The sequence below is a fragment of the Proteus sp. G4380 genome (genome assembly GCF_963885725.1).
GTDB classification, from domain to species: Bacteria; Pseudomonadota; Gammaproteobacteria; order Enterobacterales; family Enterobacteriaceae; genus Proteus; species Proteus mirabilis.
Genome location: NZ_CAWPAV010000112.1, coordinates 1 through 17,417 on the forward strand (window position 1 = coordinate 1; position 17,417 = coordinate 17,417).

At 39.1% G+C, this 17,417-nt stretch carries 16 protein-coding genes; 9 read left to right on the forward strand and 7 right to left on the reverse strand.

Going from position 1 to position 17,417, the window contains the following annotated elements; all coding sequences use genetic code 11:
* Window positions 1–300: 300 nt before the first annotated feature.
* A complete protein-coding gene (gene hemN, locus AACU98_RS10045) occupies window positions 301–1,674 on the forward strand; it encodes an oxygen-independent coproporphyrinogen III oxidase (RefSeq protein ID WP_036908687.1) in 1,374 nt (457 codons plus the stop codon).
* A 29-nt stretch (window positions 1,675–1,703) separates the two neighbouring features.
* On the opposite strand, the gene glnG is transcribed toward hemN, so the two are convergent.
* The 3 genes from glnG to glnA form a co-directional block, all read right to left on the reverse strand.
* Complete coding sequence (gene glnG / locus AACU98_RS10050) at window positions 1,704–3,125, reverse strand: nitrogen regulation protein NR(I) (RefSeq protein WP_004246799.1); 1,422 nt, start codon at window positions 3,123–3,125, stop codon at window positions 1,704–1,706.
* A 10-nt stretch (window positions 3,126–3,135) separates the two neighbouring features.
* On the reverse strand, window positions 3,136–4,182 hold the full coding sequence (gene glnL, locus AACU98_RS10055) for a nitrogen regulation protein NR(II) (protein ID WP_004249083.1): 1,047 nt from the start codon (window positions 4,180–4,182) through the stop codon (window positions 3,136–3,138).
* 179 nt (window positions 4,183–4,361) lie between these two features.
* The gene (gene glnA / locus AACU98_RS10060; RefSeq protein ID WP_004246801.1) at window positions 4,362–5,771 is read right to left on the reverse strand and encodes a glutamate--ammonia ligase; all 1,410 of its coding nucleotides are present in this window, start codon (window positions 5,769–5,771) and stop codon (window positions 4,362–4,364) included.
* A gap of 359 nt (window positions 5,772–6,130) precedes the next feature.
* Between glnA and typA the strand changes: the two genes are divergently transcribed.
* Entirely contained in the window at window positions 6,131–7,966 is a 1,836-nt protein-coding gene (typA, locus tag AACU98_RS10065) for a ribosome-dependent GTPase TypA (RefSeq protein ID WP_112843465.1), read from the forward strand.
* 330 nt (window positions 7,967–8,296) lie between these two features.
* On the opposite strand, the gene AACU98_RS10070 is transcribed toward typA, so the two are convergent.
* A complete protein-coding gene (locus tag AACU98_RS10070) occupies window positions 8,297–8,449 on the reverse strand; it encodes a hypothetical protein (protein WP_202611323.1) in 153 nt (50 codons plus the stop codon).
* A gap of 397 nt (window positions 8,450–8,846) precedes the next feature.
* Here AACU98_RS10070 and AACU98_RS10075 point away from each other — a divergent pair, with 397 nt between their 5' ends.
* From AACU98_RS10075 to rluF, 7 genes are all read left to right on the forward strand, one after another.
* The gene (locus AACU98_RS10075; RefSeq protein ID WP_161734590.1) at window positions 8,847–9,170 is read left to right on the forward strand and encodes a hypothetical protein; all 324 of its coding nucleotides are present in this window, start codon (window positions 8,847–8,849) and stop codon (window positions 9,168–9,170) included.
* Window positions 9,148–9,564, forward strand: coding sequence for a hypothetical protein (locus tag AACU98_RS10080; RefSeq protein ID WP_017628651.1), 417 nt, complete (start codon window positions 9,148–9,150; stop codon window positions 9,562–9,564). Before AACU98_RS10075 ends, AACU98_RS10080 begins: the two co-directional genes overlap by 23 nt.
* A 328-nt stretch (window positions 9,565–9,892) precedes the next feature.
* Window positions 9,893–10,138, forward strand: coding sequence for a helix-turn-helix domain-containing protein (locus tag AACU98_RS10085; protein ID WP_237612211.1), 246 nt, complete (start codon window positions 9,893–9,895; stop codon window positions 10,136–10,138).
* A gap of 405 nt (window positions 10,139–10,543) precedes the next feature.
* Window positions 10,544–11,161, forward strand: a complete 618-nt coding sequence (gene yihX, locus AACU98_RS10090; RefSeq protein WP_020946398.1) for a glucose-1-phosphatase — start codon at window positions 10,544–10,546, stop codon at window positions 11,159–11,161.
* A gap of 80 nt (window positions 11,162–11,241) precedes the next feature.
* Window positions 11,242–11,679 (forward strand): D-aminoacyl-tRNA deacylase, encoded by a 438-nt coding sequence (gene dtd, locus AACU98_RS10095; protein WP_161734594.1) that lies wholly within the window; start codon window positions 11,242–11,244, stop codon window positions 11,677–11,679.
* 23 nt (window positions 11,680–11,702) lie between these two features.
* Window positions 11,703–12,617 (forward strand): fatty acid biosynthesis protein FabY, encoded by a 915-nt coding sequence (fabY, locus tag AACU98_RS10100; protein ID WP_004249085.1) that lies wholly within the window; start codon window positions 11,703–11,705, stop codon window positions 12,615–12,617.
* A 175-nt stretch (window positions 12,618–12,792) separates the two neighbouring features.
* Entirely contained in the window at window positions 12,793–13,671 is an 879-nt protein-coding gene (gene rluF, locus AACU98_RS10105) for a 23S rRNA pseudouridine(2604) synthase RluF (protein ID WP_049203255.1), read from the forward strand.
* Window positions 13,672–13,758: 87 nt separating this feature from the next.
* On the opposite strand, the gene AACU98_RS10110 is transcribed toward rluF, so the two are convergent.
* The 3 genes from AACU98_RS10110 to AACU98_RS10120 form a co-directional block, all read right to left on the reverse strand.
* A complete protein-coding gene (locus AACU98_RS10110; protein WP_004246813.1) occupies window positions 13,759–13,998 on the reverse strand; it encodes a hypothetical protein in 240 nt (79 codons plus the stop codon).
* An 83-nt stretch (window positions 13,999–14,081) separates the two neighbouring features.
* Entirely contained in the window at window positions 14,082–15,770 is a 1,689-nt protein-coding gene (locus AACU98_RS10115) for an AsmA family protein (protein WP_161734597.1), read from the reverse strand.
* 245 nt (window positions 15,771–16,015) lie between these two features.
* Complete coding sequence (locus AACU98_RS10120; RefSeq protein WP_004246815.1) at window positions 16,016–17,407, reverse strand: uracil-xanthine permease family protein; 1,392 nt, start codon at window positions 17,405–17,407, stop codon at window positions 16,016–16,018.
* Window positions 17,408–17,417 lie beyond the last annotated feature (10 nt).

Sequence of the window (17,417 nt, forward strand, 5' to 3'; positions counted from 1 at the left end):
TAATGTGTTATAAAAATAATCGAAAAAAGATGTATTATTAAAATGCGCTACTAACATATTGAATAAACTTAATTTATTCATAAATAAATTTTAACAGTAATACTATTTCCGTTTAATGTGATCTATATCATATTTTTTACTTGAGTGATTATTTACAGGTAGAGTGAAAAGGTCAAAAACAGGATCTTTTTTTCTCTCGTGTTCAGTTAAGCATTTATTGGTTACACTATTATTTCTGGTGGTCATAATGTCTGTTGGCTGGTATGGCACATCGGCGGTTCACTTTTGGAAGGTAGAAGCATGTCAGAACAAACAATTATTTGGGATCTTGACCTGATCCATAAGTATAACTATTCAGGTCCGCGCTACACATCATACCCAACGGCATTGGAATTTAATCAGCAATATAGTGATGCGGATTTCGAACAAGCAACAAAGCGTTATCCCGAACGGCCTCTATCACTGTATATTCACATTCCTTTCTGCCATAAGTTATGTTATTTCTGCGGTTGTAATAAAATTATCACGCGCCATAAACATAAAGCTGATGAATATCTTGATGTTTTAGAAAAAGAAATTATTAATCGCGCTCGCTATTTTAAAAATAGAAAAGTGACCCAAATGCATTGGGGGGGCGGTACTCCCACTTTTCTTGATAAACAGCAAATTAGTCGCTTAGTCGCCTTATTAAGACAACATTTTCATTTTGTGGAAAATGCTGAGCTCTCTATTGAAATTGATCCCCGTGAGATTGAGTTAGATGTTATTGATCATTTACACAATGAGGGATTTAACCGCCTAAGTATGGGGGTGCAAGATTTTAATAAAGAGGTGCAACAAAAAGTTAATCGTGAACAAGATGAAGCATTTATCTTTTCATTAGTAGCAAGAGCGCGTGAAGTGGGCTTTCATTCTACCAGTATTGATTTGATCTATGGGCTACCTAAACAGACTAAAGAAAGTTTTGCTTTTACGTTAAAAAAAGTGATTGAATTGTCCCCTGATCGCTTAAGTGTGTTCAATTATGCCCATTTACCTAATTTATTTGCCGCACAACGCAAAATTAAAGATGAAGATTTACCACTTGCAGAAGAAAAGTTAGAGATCTTGCAAGAGACTATCACCACACTCACCACAAATGGTTATCAGTTTATTGGTATGGATCACTTTGCTAAGCCTGATGATGAATTAGCGGTTGCACAGCGCCAAGGTATTCTACATCGTAATTTCCAAGGATATACCACTCATGAAGAGTGTGACTTATTGGGAATGGGCGTTTCAGCTATCAGTATGCTGGGTGATCACTATGCGCAGAACGAAAAAGTGCTAAAAGAGTATTATGCTCGCGTAAATAGCGAAGGGCATGCGTTGTGGCGTGGACTCTCTCTAACTCATGATGATTGTATTCGTCGCGATGTTATTAAGACCTTGATTTGTAATTTCCATCTTAACTTTACTGAGATTGAAAATCTATATCAGATTGATTTCCAAGATTATTTTAAAGAAGACTTAGCATTGCTTGCACCAATGGCAGAAGATGGATTGGTGGAGATCAGCGCAGAAAAAATTCAGGTCACTCCAAGAGGACGTTTATTGATCCGTAATATTTGTATGTGTTTTGATACTTATTTACGTAATCAAATGCGCCAACGCCAATTCTCTCGAGTGATTTAGTGGGCAAAAATAAAAGGGAGGGGAGTGACTTAAAACTCCTCTATACCTAACTCTTTTAATTTACGTGTCAGCGTATTTCTTCCCCATCCTAATAAACGTGCAGCATCTTGTTTATGGCCTTTTGTATAGGAAAGCGCACTGAGTAGTAAGGTGCGCTCAAATTGCGGTAGAGCATCATTAAGAATATTTTCTTTGCCTTCACTGAATACCTCATCCGCCCATAATGAAAGATGTTGTGACCAATGTTGAGAGGAGACTCGAGGTATCGATTTGCTCTTCTCATCTGATTGGCGGATCTCTTGAGGTAAATCTTGCGGCATAATCTCTTGGCTAGCGGTCATAACCGTTAACCAACGACATACGTTTTCTAATTGTCTGACGTTACCTGACCAGTGGTATTCCATCATGCAATGTAAACTTTGCTGGTGGAGCACTTTGGTTTCAACACCAAGCTCTCGAGCGGTTTTTTGGAGAAAATAACGCGCTAAGCTTGGAATATCTTCTGTTCTATCACGCAGTGGAGGTAATTGAATACGTATTACATTGAGTCGATGGTAGAGATCTTCACGAAAATCACCTTCCATTACACGTTTTTCTAAGTCTTGATGAGTCGCGGCAATAATACGTACATCGACTTTTACAGGGGCATAACCGCCAACACGATAAAATTGACCTTCAGCCAAGACGCGTAATAAGCGGGTTTGAATATCCAGTGGCATATCGCCAATTTCATCAAGAAAGAGGGAACCGCCATTTGCTTGTTCAAAACGACCTTGGCGTACTTGAGATGCACCAGTAAATGCCCCTTTTTCATGACCAAAAAGTTCTGATTCAATTAAGTCTTTGGGAATAGCCGCCATATTGAGTGCAATAAAAGGGGCTTGTGCTCTCGGACTATGGCGATGAAGAGCATGTGCAACTAATTCTTTACCAGTACCCGACTCGCCATTGATAAGCACACTAATTGATGAGCGAGAAAGGCGACCAATAATGCGATAAACCTCTTGCATCGCAGGGGCTTCGCCAATCATGTCAGAGACAGATTGAAGGTTAGTTTCTGTTGTATTAGGTTGTTTTTGCTCTCGATAGTGCGTAATAGCACGATGAATGAGTGCAAGTGTATCATCAATATCAAAAGGCTTGGGGAGATAATCAAATGCCCCTTGCTGATAAGCATTTACCGCGGCATCAAGATCAGAATGCGCTGTCATGATAATAACCGGCAACGTAGGGTGTTGCTCTTTAACGCTTTTTAATAGAGATAAACCATCAATATCAGGCATACGAATATCTGATAATAATACATCGGGAAGTTCACTATTGAGTGCACTGAGGACGTCATTAGCGTGTTCGAAGGTTTTACATGTAAGGCCTTCTCGTGTAATAGCTCGCTCAAGCACCCAGCGAATAGAGCTATCATCATCGACAACCCATATATTTCCTTTTTGCATTGGTTATCTCCTATTTTATTGGCAAGTAAATAGAAAACTCGGTATTTCCCGGCCAACTGGTAAACTCAATTTTACCGGCGTGTTGGTCGACTAAGCTACGTGCAATGGATAAACCAAGGCCATTTCCGCCTTCTCTGCCACTGACCATCGGGTAAAAAAGCGTGTCTTGTAGATGAGGAGGAATACCCGCACCAGTATCAATCACATCAATGCGAGCCACCAGTCGATGACGTTCACCCTGCAGTGTGACTTGGAACGCTGTTCGGGTTCGCAAAATAATAGTTCCCCCAGTTTTCTCCACTGCCTGTAATGCATTGCGGGTGATATTTAACAAGACCTGCTCAATCTGATCCGGATAGTGTGAAAGCTCAGGTAGACTAGGATCGTAATCTTTGAGTAAGGTGACATTTTCAGGGCATTCTAATGTGATAAGTTGTGCAACACGCTCTACAACATGATGAATACTCTGAAAGGTTTTGGTGCCGGGATGTTGTGGGCCGAGTAACCTATCCACAAGCGCTCTTAGGCGATCGGCTTGTTCAATAATGACTTGGGTATACTCAGTCAGCGCAGGATCAGGTAATGATTTTGCTAATAATTGAGCCGCCCCTCGTAATCCACCGAGTGGATTTTTAATTTCATGTGCCAGTCCCCTAACCAATTCCCTAGCCGCCATTTGTTGTGCTTGTTGTATCTGCTCTTGGCTTAACCGGCGTTGACTATCCATAGGCGCCAGCTCCAACAAAATGTGTTGCTCGGAAATAGGCTGGGCACTGAGCGACATAGTGTGTGATTGGTTATTAATAACCAAAATCACTTCGTTATCAGTGAAGCTTTGCCCATTTGCTAATGTTTCACGCATTAACTGTTCATCAAAAGAGGAATAACTAAACAGTGCGCTAAAAGGGGTTTCAAATAATTTACGACGACTTTGAGCCAGTAATTGCAATGCAGCATGGTTTGCATAGCAAATAATAAACTCTTGGTTGATAACCAATACTGAGTGGATTAATGAATCCAAAATAAGTGTGTTATCAGGTAAATCCGCCGTTTCCATATTGAATACTCCCATTGCACCATTTTAGTGCATCTTACCTTTTTTTTCATAAATGAACAGATGCGTAATTTATTAACAGATGCCTCATTAGAGAGAAAAGAGCCCATCCGAAGATGGGCAAAATAGCTTCACGGCAACAAAAAAATCATAAGCAAAGTAAGTACTTTAACTATTGTGCGTTACGCACTGTAATACATTTCAAATTCAAGTGGGTGTGGTGCCATACGAACACGCTGCACATCAGTACGTAATAGCTCAAGATAAGCGTCTAAAGCATCATCAGTGAATACACCGCCACGGGTTAAGAATTCACGGTCATTATCAAGGGCATTGAGCGCCTCTTCTAATGAACCTGCCACTGTTGGGATCTCTTTAGCTTCTTCTGGGGGTAAGTCATAGAGGTTTTTATCCATGGCATCACCTGGGTGAATTTTATTGATAATACCATCAAGACCTGCCATTAATTGAGCTGCAAATGCAAGGTAAGGGTTAGCTAAAGGATCTGGGAAACGCACTTCGATACGGCGTGCTTTCATGCTAGCGACTACCGGAATACGAATGGATGCTGAGCGGTTACGGGCAGAATAAGCCAGCATAACAGGGGCTTCAAATCCCGGCACTAAGCGTTTATATGAGTTAGTGGTTGGGTTAGTAAATGCGTTTAATGCACGAGCATGTTTGATAATACCACCGATGTAATACAGCGCCATTTCAGATAATCCGCCATATTTATCACCAGCAAATAAATTGACACCATTTTTAGACAGTGACATGTGGCAGTGCATACCTGAGCCATTATCACCCACTAAAGGTTTTGGCATAAAGGTCGCGGTTTTACCAAATACGTTAGCGACGTTTTGTACTACGTATTTATAAATTTGAGTTTCATCTGCTTTTTTGGTCATGGTATTAAAGCGGGTTGCCACTTCATTTTGACCTGCAGTTGCGACTTCGTGGTGGTGTGCTTCAACCACTAAGCCCATCTCTTCCATGATATTACACATGGTCGAGCGAATATCTTGTGAGGAATCAACCGGAGGGAGAGGGAAGTAACCTCCTTTTACCATTGGGCGATGACCTTTGTTACCTTCTTCATATTGTGTATTGGTATTCCATGCTGCTTCAATATCATTGATGGCATAAGAAGCACCAGAGATATCATTTTTAAAACGAATATCATCAAAAAGGAAGAATTCAGGTTCAGGGCCAAATAGGACGGTGTCAGCGATACCACTTGATTTTAAGTAGTCTTCTGCACGTTTTGAGATAGAGCGCGGGTCACGATCGTAACCTTGCATAGTGCCTGGCTCTAAAACATCACAACGAATAATTAATGTTGGATCTTGGAAAAATGGGTCAAGCATCGCTGTTGTAGCATCAGGCATTAGCACCATATCTGATTCATTAATGCCTTTCCAACCACCAATAGAGGAGCCGTCGAACATTTTTCCTTCTTCAAAGAAATCATCGTTAACTTGATGCGCCGGAATAGTAATATGTTGTTCTTTACCGCGGGTATCAGTGAAACGTAAGTCAATATATCTAACTTTATGTTCTTCAATCATGGATAACACATGTTCAAGGGACATAGTAACTCTCCTGGCGAATGGTTTTATTAAGTGCAGTGGCCTTACACATTTTTTGGTGAATTTTTTGCTCACCTAAATTCTATTGCGAAAAGCATGCCAACTTATCTAAAAAGGGATATATACTGTATTGATGAAGTTTAGTGTAGAATATCCCCCGTGATTTTTTAATTATTGCACAAATTTGGTGCAAATTAAGTCTGAATGATTGCACAATTTTGGTGCAATCGGTGCAAGACGACTTATTTCTGAGGCGTGAAAAGGATCACAATTCAATTAATTGCATATTGTTAAGCAATCATTATTGTGATCTTGTTTAGTCTCTCGTCTAAAGCGTGTACAATAACACGCTTATTTCTACAATGCCTGAGGCAAATTTTGTGATCGAAAACTTGCGTAATATCGCCATCATCGCCCACGTTGACCATGGTAAAACTACTATTGTCGATAAATTACTACAGCAATCTGGCACGTTCGGTGAACGTGAAACCGTTGCTGAGCGCGTGATGGACTCTAATGATCTCGAAAGAGAGCGCGGAATTACTATTCTTGCGAAAAATACAGCGATTAAATGGAATGACTATCGTATTAATATCGTAGATACCCCAGGACACGCCGACTTCGGTGGTGAGGTAGAACGCGTTATGTCTATGGTAGACAGCGTTCTATTGCTGGTTGACGCGATGGATGGCCCAATGCCACAAACTCGCTTTGTGACACAAAAAGCGTTTGCTAACAACTTAAAACCTATCGTTGTTATCAACAAAGTTGACCGTCCAGGTGCACGCCCTGATTGGGTTGTTGATCAGGTCTTTGATCTGTTTGTTAACTTAGGTGCGACTGACGAACAACTGGATTTCCCAATTATCTATGCATCAGCATTAAATGGTATTGCGGGAACAGATTATAATGACATGGCTGATGATATGACTCCATTATATGAAGCTATCGTCAAATATGTAGAGCCGCCAAAAGTCGATCTGGAGGGGACCTTCCAGATGCAGATTTCTCAGTTAGATTATAATAACTATCTGGGTGTTATCGGTATTGGCCGTATTAAGCGCGGTAAAGTAAAACCTAATCAACAAGTGACTATCATCGATAGCGAAGGTAATACCCGCAACGGTAAAGTAGGTAAAGTATTAGGTCATTTAGGCTTAGAGCGTATCGATGTTGACGTTGCAGAAGCTGGCGACATCATTGCGATTACAGGTTTAGGTGAATTAAATATTTCTGATACGATTTGCGAAGTAGGTGCTGTGGAAGCATTACCTGCATTAGCCGTTGATGAGCCTACTGTTAGCATGTATTTCTGTGTTAATACATCACCATTCTGTGGTCGTGAAGGTAAGTTTGTTACTTCTCGTCAGATTTTAGATCGTCTGAAAAAAGAGTTAGTTCATAACGTAGCACTGCGTGTTGAAGAGACTGAAGATCCAGATGCATTCCGTGTATCAGGTCGTGGTGAATTACACCTATCAGTACTGATTGAAAATATGCGCCGTGAAGGTTACGAATTAGCCGTATCTCGTCCGAAAGTTATCTTCCGCGAGATTGATGGTCGTAAACAAGAGCCTTTCGAACAAGTCACTATCGATATTGAAGAGCAGCACCAAGGTGATGTGATGCAAGCGATGGGTGAGCGTAAAGGTGAAATGCGCGACATGCAACCAGATGGTAAAGGACGTGTACGTTTAGACTACATTATCCCTAGCCGTGGTTTAATTGGCTTCCGTACTGAGTTTATGACGATGACATCAGGTACTGGTTTACTGTACGCAACATTCAGTCATTATGACGATGTGCGCCCAGGTGAAATCGGTCGTCGTAATAATGGTGTGATGATCTCTAATGGTCAGGGTAAAGCCGTTGCTTACGCGCTATATAGCTTACAAGATCGTGGTAAGTTATTTGTTACTCATGGTGCAGAAGTTTATGAAGGCCAAGTTATTGGTATTCATACTCGCTCTAATGACTTAACAGTAAACTGCTTAACAGGTAAAAAACTGACAAATATGCGTGCTTCTGGTACGGATGAAGCGACAACGCTGACGCCACATATCAAGCAAACATTAGAACAAGCATTAGAGTTTATAGATGATGATGAATTAGTGGAAGTGACTCCACTGTCTATTCGTTTACGTAAACGTCATCTTTCAGAAAACGATCGTCGTCGTGCTTATCGTAGCAAAGACTAATTTGTTATTCTGATAATATAATTCTTAGGGCGCGTTAAGCGCCCTGAGTTTATAAAACCCCCGTCACTTCTGTGAAGTGATCCTAGCTCTACCCTTGCGGTATCGAAAAATTACAGTGCGTACCTGATAAGAGCACCAATTAACGGACTAGAGATTTTTCGATTGCACCATCGAAAGAAGCCCAACCTAACTAGAAGTATCCAACTTAGCTAGTTGCACGAGCTAAGGCACAATAACCGATCATGGAGAAAAGCAAAGACAAGAAGATGTTGTCGCTTCGCTCTGTTTTGATTAGTACCACATTGAGGCATTAGGTTGTTATGCTAAATGCTATAAGTCTTTCATGTGACGTTTTATCGCCTCTTCACTTTCAGTAAGCCAGGCATCTCGTGGTTCTTGGTCTTCTTGCTCCTTTTTCCATAGTTCTATTTGCGCCTGACTAAACTGATTTTTCCTTTTGACCTTTGGTTGAGCCTTTTCCATTTACGCATCTCAGTCTCGGGTTTTACTTTTTTCGCTTTCATCCGATATCTCATAAATCATTGACTACTTTTAAAAACGTTAATCGCATTTTTAAGTTTAAAAAAGAGATGTTAAAAATGCCATTGAACAGCACAGAAACCGTTCTAAACTGTTAGGATGGTTTTTGGTTCGAGTCTTAAAATTGCTTTGAAGAACTTTGATGGGGATGAACGGGTGGTTTTCGCTAACTAATTCGCCCGTTTAACATAATGGGTCTTATCTGAAACTAAAATGTAATAACAAAAGATGTGTGATAATGACAAAAAGATCAGGTATTGATGGAGGCAGACTTATCTACACCAAATAAATTGGATGGATAGATAAAGGTCATGCAAAAGGTGAAGATGCATCCACTTTAATGGGTGTTCTAACTGCAGGAGACTATGTTAGTGACGTAGACCCAATGACATATTTAACAGTATTAAGTAAAGAAGAGGCTTATCGTCGCTGGGATTCTTATGGCTCTATTGGTAAATATAAAAATAAGCTTTTCAAACCGTTAATTTTTCCTGATCCCGCTATTTATCTAAATAATGCAAGACCTTACTTCGTTTCATTACCATGCTATTTGGATTGCGTAAAACCGATAGAAGATATTAGAAATAATAGTATTTTAATTCATGTAAAAGATACAACAGGAATAAACATTGGAGCTGAAAGTGAATGGATTAAAATTGAATAAATTTTTTATTTTTCCAATATTATTGATTTTATCTTTAATGACGACCATCATTTTACTGATGTTTCCTGGTGACAGAGAATATACCAAGTTAAATTTCGTTTATTATTACCTATACACTTTTGATGAGGTCAAAAAAATAGATTTTATATCAGATGAATATATCATTATCTATAGACCCATAGATGGAAATTCAAATGAGTCCAATGATGTTATTTTTTTTAATATAAAACCTGAAAAGAACATAGCTCTTATTGATAATCTATCTAAAAATGGATTCACCTTGACATATGATGATTTCTATAAAGAAGAGCGATGGGTTAAAGATAATATACATATAAAAATATCTATTGATGAAAAATCAAGAACCACATCACTTTTTGTTGAGAAATCTTAAATGTTTTGACTAATACTATCACCTGACATTCCTGCACAAATGTGATCCCAAGATATACTTTCATATCTAATAGTAATATCTTCATATGGTTGTGCATTAGCATGAATAAGTGAGTTCGGATAATGCGCTGATATACCTATAATGCTAGCTTTTGTTATTTTTCATTCCTTGATTTCCATTTACAACTTAAGTGTTGTTTCTTGTCTTGTATACAACTTGAAAGTTGTTTTTATTACTGTACACAATTTATAAGTTGTTTTTTGTTTATATACAACTAAAATGTTGTATATAATGCTAATGTAATCACTGAAATGGTTTAGAGTTAATTATGAAGACTATTAATGAAATTGCTAATTTAATAGCGGAACAACGTAAAAAATTAGGTATTGAGCAAAAAGATATGTATCTACGTATCGGTATGAAACAGCAACAATACCAACGTATAGAATCAGGAAGTGATTTAAAACTATCAACCTTATTAAGAGTATTAGAAGGACTAGATTTAGAGTTATCAATTAAGGCTAAAAATTCTAATTATAAACCCTATGATTGCAAGTACTGTGATAGCGAATAAAAGCGAAATTGATTTGAAAGATGATGGGGATGATCTCGACTTTTGGTTTAAAACAGAGGAATAAGGTATGAATAAACAAATCGAGAAAGTGGAAGGCCTTAATATTCAGCTACATGGCATTTTAAATGCTTGATGAGCATAAAGAAAAATTAGTATTACATTGGGCGCAGTTGCATGATGATTTTAAAATCATAGGAAAATAAATGGGGAGAGAGTACCTTATCATCACATGACAATTCCTTTATAGATAAGGATGCTTCTCGTTTTATTTTTCGTCTCTTCCCCTTCTGGTTTTATGTTTTTCAAAAAATTAGGTGTGAATATGGTATTTTTTATCGTTTAAGCCTATTCACTCAAGCAATTTATGATTAAAGTAAAACGAGTTTTCTATTATGGAGAGAATTTATGCTTTATATCTTTGATATGGGTAATGTGATTATCGATATTGATTTCAATCGTGTTTTTGCCGTGTGGAGTAAACTCAGTGGGGTTCCATTAGCCAGTATAAAAGATAATTTTACGACTGGGGAAACCTTTAAATTACACGAACGAGGCAATATTACGGATATAGAATTTGCAGAAGCTGTCTGTGCTGAGCTTGGTATTGGACTGAGTTTTGAACAGTTTGCGGAAGGATGGCAGGCTATTTTTATCGCTGTTCGCCCAGAAGTCATAGATATAATGAATAAGCTAAGAGAGCAAGGTCATCGTGTGGTGGTATTGTCAAATACTAATCGATTACATCAAGATTATTGGCCTCAGCACTATCCTGAAATCGCCGCTTCAGCGGACTTTCTCTATTTATCCCAAGATATCGGTATGAGAAAGCCAGATCCTGAAGTGTATAAATATGTGCTACAGTCCGAAGGCGTTGAAGCACAAGATGCTGTCTTCTTTGACGATTTACAAACCAATGTCGATGCAGCCATTGCGCTAGGTATTCAAGGCGTTCATGTCGTAGATAAAAATACGATTGTTGAATACTTTAAAGATCATGATTTTACTCTCCCAGTAACAGAATAACGTTGTAATAGGATAACAATTGATTGAATTTGTTATCCTTTTTTTATAAACACATATTCGGTGTTAATCAGGAATACAGTATGATTGCGTTAATCCAAAGAGTGACACAAGCGAAAGTCGATATTGCCGGTGTGACTGTTGGCGCCATTAATCACGGCTTACTCGTGCTATTAGGAGTAGAAAAAGACGATAACCAACAGAAAGCAAAAAGATTGTGTGAAAAAGTGTGTGGTTATCGTATTTTCAGTGATGAAAATGACAAAATGAATCTGAATATACAACAAGCAGGTGGTAGCCTATTAGTCGTATCGCAATTTACACTGGCCGCTGAAACCCAAAAAGGGATGAGACCGGGTTTTTCTAACGGAGCGCCTCCTAAAATGGCTGAAAATTTATATCACTATTTTGTTGAGCAGTGTAAGCAACAAGGTTTAGAAACCCAAACAGGGCAATTTGCCGCCGATATGCAGGTCACCCTGACTAATGATGGCCCAGTGACATTCTGGTTGCAGGTCTAGTTGAATTATAATAGGAGCTTACTATGTATCATTTACGAACCCCTAAGACGCAAGCAGAATTAGCAGCTTATTATACTTTTCGTTGGGAAATGCTTCGTAAACCGTTACATCAGCCCGAAGGCTCCGAAAAAGATGGTTATGATACCTTAGCGCATCACCAGATGGTGGTTGATGACAGTGGGCAACCCGTTGCTATTGGCCGTCTCTATATAAATGCCGATAATGAAGGTGCAATCCGCTTTATGGCGGTACGTGAGGATGCTCAAGGTAAAGGATTAGGCTCTTTAGTTGCCATGGCGTTAGAGTCTTTAGCTCGCCAAGAAGGGGTAAAGCGTATTGTTTGTAGCGCCAGAGAAGAGTCTGTTCGTTTCTTTGAAAAATTAGGTTATGAGAATTGTGGTTTAGTCACAGGCCCTCAAACTACCCCGATCAAACATTACTTTATGAAAAAAAGTATTGAATCATTAGATGATATTCTCCATCGTCCTGATTGGTGCGCGGAGTTGCAAAAACAGTGGCATCAGCATATCCCCCTAAGTGAAAAAATGGGGTTACGTATTACGCAATATACGGGCACCCGTTTTTATACCACGATCCCTGAATCCGGTAATCAAAACCCACACCATACTATTTTTGCCGGTAGCCAGTTTTCTTTAGCAACACTGACCGGTTGGGGGCTGATTTGGTTGTTAATGCAAGAGCATAAACTGCAAGGCGATATTGTGCTGGTGGATGCGCATATTCGTTATCGAAAACCAGTCTCAGGTCGGCCGTCAGCCGTTGCTGATATGGAAAATTTAAGTGGTGATTTAGGACGATTAGCGAAAGGAAGCAAAGCACGTATTAAGTTAGATGTTGATATTTGTGGTGATGAAGGAACGGGGGCGGTTTTTAGCGGTACTTACATTGTGTTACCCTCACAAAATAAACAGTACTAAATAATAAATCTCTATTTAATTGAAAATTAAGTTATTTATTGTTTTTATCTCTCTTTTTTTCTACCTTTTCCTTATCATGGAAATGGGGAGTGAGAAATCTCTGCTTTAGTGTCTACCTAATAGTGTTTCTATCGTCACTTAATTGAGGTATATTCCGCAGTTTACGGAGGGAAACATGGACACCAATTTATCTACTCGTCTTAATAAATATATCAGTGAAAGCGGTATCTGTTCACGTCGTGAAGCCGACCGTTATATCGAGCAAGGTCTGGTTCTTATCAATGGTAAGCGCGCAGGCATTGGCGATCGCGTAACGGCGGGCGATGAAGTGAAAGTGAATGGACGATTAATTGAAGCGCAAGATAATTCTGAGCTGGTGTTGATTGCACTGAATAAACCTGTAGGTATCGTCAGTACCACAGATGAAGGTGAGAAAGATAATATTGTTGATTATGTTAACCATAGCACCCGTATTTTCCCAATTGGTCGTTTAGATAAAGATTCTCAGGGACTGATTTTTTTGACTAACCATGGTGATCTGGTCAATAAAATCTTACGGGCGGGTAACTCCCATGAAAAAGAGTATTTGGTCACGGTTGATAAACCCATTACTGATGAATTTATTCGCGGTATGGGGGCGGGTGTTCCTATTCTGGGACAAAAAACCAAGAAATGTAAGGTGAAAAAAGAAGCCGCAATGGTATTTCGTATCACCTTAGTACAAGGTCTAAACCGTCAAATTCGTCGTATGTGTGAATATTTTGGTTATGAAGTCACCAAGCTTGAACGTATCCGTATTATGAATGTTAGTTTGGCGGGATTACCTGTCGGGGAATGGCGTGACTTAACGGATGATGAGCTGATAAAGCTATTTGATGCTATTGAAGCATCAAGCTCTGAAGCCCCTAAACAGAAGCAAAATAAACCTAAGAAACAGATAAGTAGTAATGCGAAAGCGTTAGGGATCCATATTCCGAAAACAAAAACCAAAGAGACGGAAAATAATACGCGTAAACGCTTTGCACAACCAGGGCGTAAAAAGAAAAAACGTTAGTTTGTTTCTTTTATCATTCTGAGTTAAATAAGCGCCTATAGCGGGAGAAATTAGCGCTTATCCCGCTTTATTCCTCAGTGCAATCAATCACTCTAAATCCAGTTCATCGAGTTTCTTTTGGCGACGTTCAAGTACAATGGCGGCTAATTCTGCATCCATAATACGCCCCATTAGCGTGTCATAATCCTGTTTTGATAGGCAATAAAATAACGGAGTTTGGTTATTATCACACACTTCGACACTACTACTATTTTCAAGTGCGGTTAAGGGTGCTTGCTGAAATTCATCAAGAGTGATTGTTGGCAGGGAAAAATTGTCATCAGACATGAAAACTCCGCAATAAGAAAATAGAAAGAGTCTGCATTGTAACGCTTTTTGCAGCAGGCGCAATCTATGCGCCTGCTAAACCATCAAAAGGATAAATTATTTATTATTTCGCCGTCTTGCATCTTGTCATCGATAGGCGTTTGGTCATCTTTTTTACCTATTAATGTACCATTTAAGGTCGGTATAACAGCGTCAGCGGCTAAGTTGCCTTTCAGTTTTAAGGTAAATTGTCCTGTTTCATTGGTAGGTTGCGATAATTTCCAACCCATATTATTAGGCAAAGAGAGGGGCACATTCAGCCCATTGACGATAAGAGAAAATAGTCTTTGGTTATTGTTTTGTTCTAATGCAGCAGAGCCACGTACAATGCCTTTATCTACGAAAGCAGAAAACTGTGGAATAATGGCAGTATCTTGTTGTGTCATTAATGTTATGTCAGGGCGGCGAAGCTCTACGCCATTTAATGTACCACTATCAGCACTTAACGTCGCGGTGCCTTGCCATAATCCCCATTGCCCATCTTTGGCGATGATTAAATTTTTCAGTTGTCCTGTTAGGCCGGTAAATTGAAAAGGAAAGAGGGGATTAATATCGATGAGGATAGATTGGTTTAATGATAACTGCTTAATATTGATACTCTTCACATCTTGCTCAATAGGTTTAGCAAAGAAGGAGAGCCATTGCTCAGGTAGGGTATATAAAATACCTGAGAGTGTTGCATCTTCAATATTTAAAGTCTTTGTCTCGCTGTTCCATTGTCCTGCTAGTTTTATTAGCCCTTTTTCATAGCGTAAGCTTAAATTATCTATGTTAAATAAATTATCTTGCTGATTTAACTTAGCGATCACATCAGTGACATGTTGATTTTTATACACAATATCATCGGTGTTTAGCTCACCGGATGTCAGTGATAGGCTATTATTCCACGCAACTTGAGAAAACTGCCCAGCAAATCCACTTATTGCCCACTGTTTCCCTTCGGCAGTAAAATCAACAATGTTCAATTGCTTGATAGTCATTGCTGGAGATTGACTTAATGATTGTTGTAACTCTTCTAAGGTTTTTGTGGATTGCCAACGCAGTCCGGTTAAGTAAACATCATTAAGTTGCCATTGGTTATCTTGATATTGGCCTGATAAAGAGAGTGAGCCATTAAGGAACTGGGTGGCTAATTTTTCAATCAAAATACGATTTGGTTGATATTCGCCAGCAACAATAAAATTATTAAAGCTATTTTTTCCTATCATGCCATCAGCAATGGAAAACTGAAAATGCCCCGCACCAATAGGATCGGTCGAGGTAGGTTTCCAAGGTGTGATACCCCCCGTTATTTTGTTAGCGCTAAAGGTGAATGTTGTGCTAGATGTTGGCATGCTATCTAACTGCATATTTTTAAACTGGAGAATATCTGCACTAACAGGAAGGGGAGCTATTTTATTAGCTAAAATAATTTTACCATTCTCTAAAGTAATTTTTTGCAGATGAGACGGCGTAGTAAAAAATTGCCAGTTAAACCTAAGTTGTGCTGATTGGGCTAATACGGCGGTTTTATCTTGTTTGGGATTAATGGACAGATCATAAACAACAATTTGTTCTGGTTGAGTTAAATCATGTTCAATACCGGAAAAGCGAATGTCATAATCACTATACTGTGTTAACCATTCACTAGTTTTTTGCGCACCCCATTGTGTCTGAAGAAAGGCATAAATCACAATAATAAATAAAATAACGATAAGTATCAGAGATACCAAACTTTTTATCAGCCAGCGCATAACCTTTCTCCTGTTTTATACTCCATCAAAACATCATACAGTTATGCCTGAAAATTGACTTTTGCTCAAGTATTCATCAATAAAAGAGTAGTTATGGCGTTCTCTTTTATCTAGCCGATATTCTTGCCTAAAAGTAAATAATAATTTTGTTGCCTTAAGTAATAATTAAATCATGTTATTAATCAATTTATTAAATGCGCTATTCCGATTAAAGAGTGAAATAGCGCCGGATTGTGTTTCAGCTATTATTTTTCGGGTGGAAAAATCAGGTTTAAAATAATAGCGGTTAGACCACCTGCAGCAATACCGGATGACAGTAATGTTTTTAGCCAATCTGGTGCAAACTGTAATATTTGAGGTTGCTGTGATACTCCAAGTCCTACGGCTAAAGAGATGGCGAGGATCATAATAGCACGACGATTTAGCGCTTCTTTAGAGACGATACGCACCCCAGATGCAGCGATAGTACCAAACATAACAAGCGTTGCCCCCCCTAGTACAGGTTCAGGAATTCGTTGTACAAATTCTGCCACAGATGGAAATAACCCTAAAATAATCAACATGGCTGCTACGACATAGCCCACATAGCGACTTGCCACACCTGTTAATTGAATAACGCCGTTATTTTGCCCAAAACAGGAGTTTGGAAAGGTATTAAAAAACGCAGAAACCATAGAGTTCAATCCATTTGCTAATACGCCCCCTTTAATGCGTTTCATATAAAGTGGCCCACTGACGGGTTGTTCTGAAACATCTGAAGTGGCAGTAATATCACCAATGGTTTCTAATGAGGTGATCATAAACACCAGCATTAGTGGGATAAGCAAATGCCAATCAAATGAGAGGCCATAATAGAAAGGTTCTGGTACGGTGATAATCGGTGTTTCTTGTTGTTCAGGCGGTGTAGGTAGCATATCTAGCCACCATGCCAAAATATAACCGACAGCCATAGCAATCACTAAAGAAGCGACACGTAAATAAGGGTTTCTTTGACGGTTAAGTAAAATAATAACCACTAATACCGAACCCGCTAATAAAAGGTTTTTAGGTGAGCCAAAGGTGTTACTTTCAATAGCGGCGTAACCACCACCAATAGAAGTAAGCCCAACTTGAATTAAAGAAAGGCCGATAATCATCACCACAATTCCTGATACCAATGGTGTGATAATCCGGCGAGCTAAATGTAAAAAACGCGATAATAGCACTTCGGTAAGTGAAGCAACCATTAAAGTGCCAAATAGAGCCGCCATCATTGTTGGAATATCCGCGCCACCATTTTTTAATGCCAATCCCCCCATAATCAGAGGAGCCACAAAATTAAAACTGGTGCCTTGAATTGATAATAAACCTGAACCTACGGGACCCCAAGCTCGAATTTGGATCAGTGATGCAATACCTGAGGCGAATAATGACATGCTGATAATGCGTTGAGTGTCATGTGCAGGTAACCCTAATGCTTGGCAAATTAAGATAGCAGGGGTTATTACGGCGACAAACATGGCTAATAGATGCTGACAAGCCGCAAATAGTGTTTGTGGTAATGGGGGCTTTTCTTCTAAAGCGAATAGAAGCTCACTCGTTTTTTGGGGCGAAATCTGACTACTTTGTGACAAATTACGATTTTCTGAAGTAACCATGATGTGAATT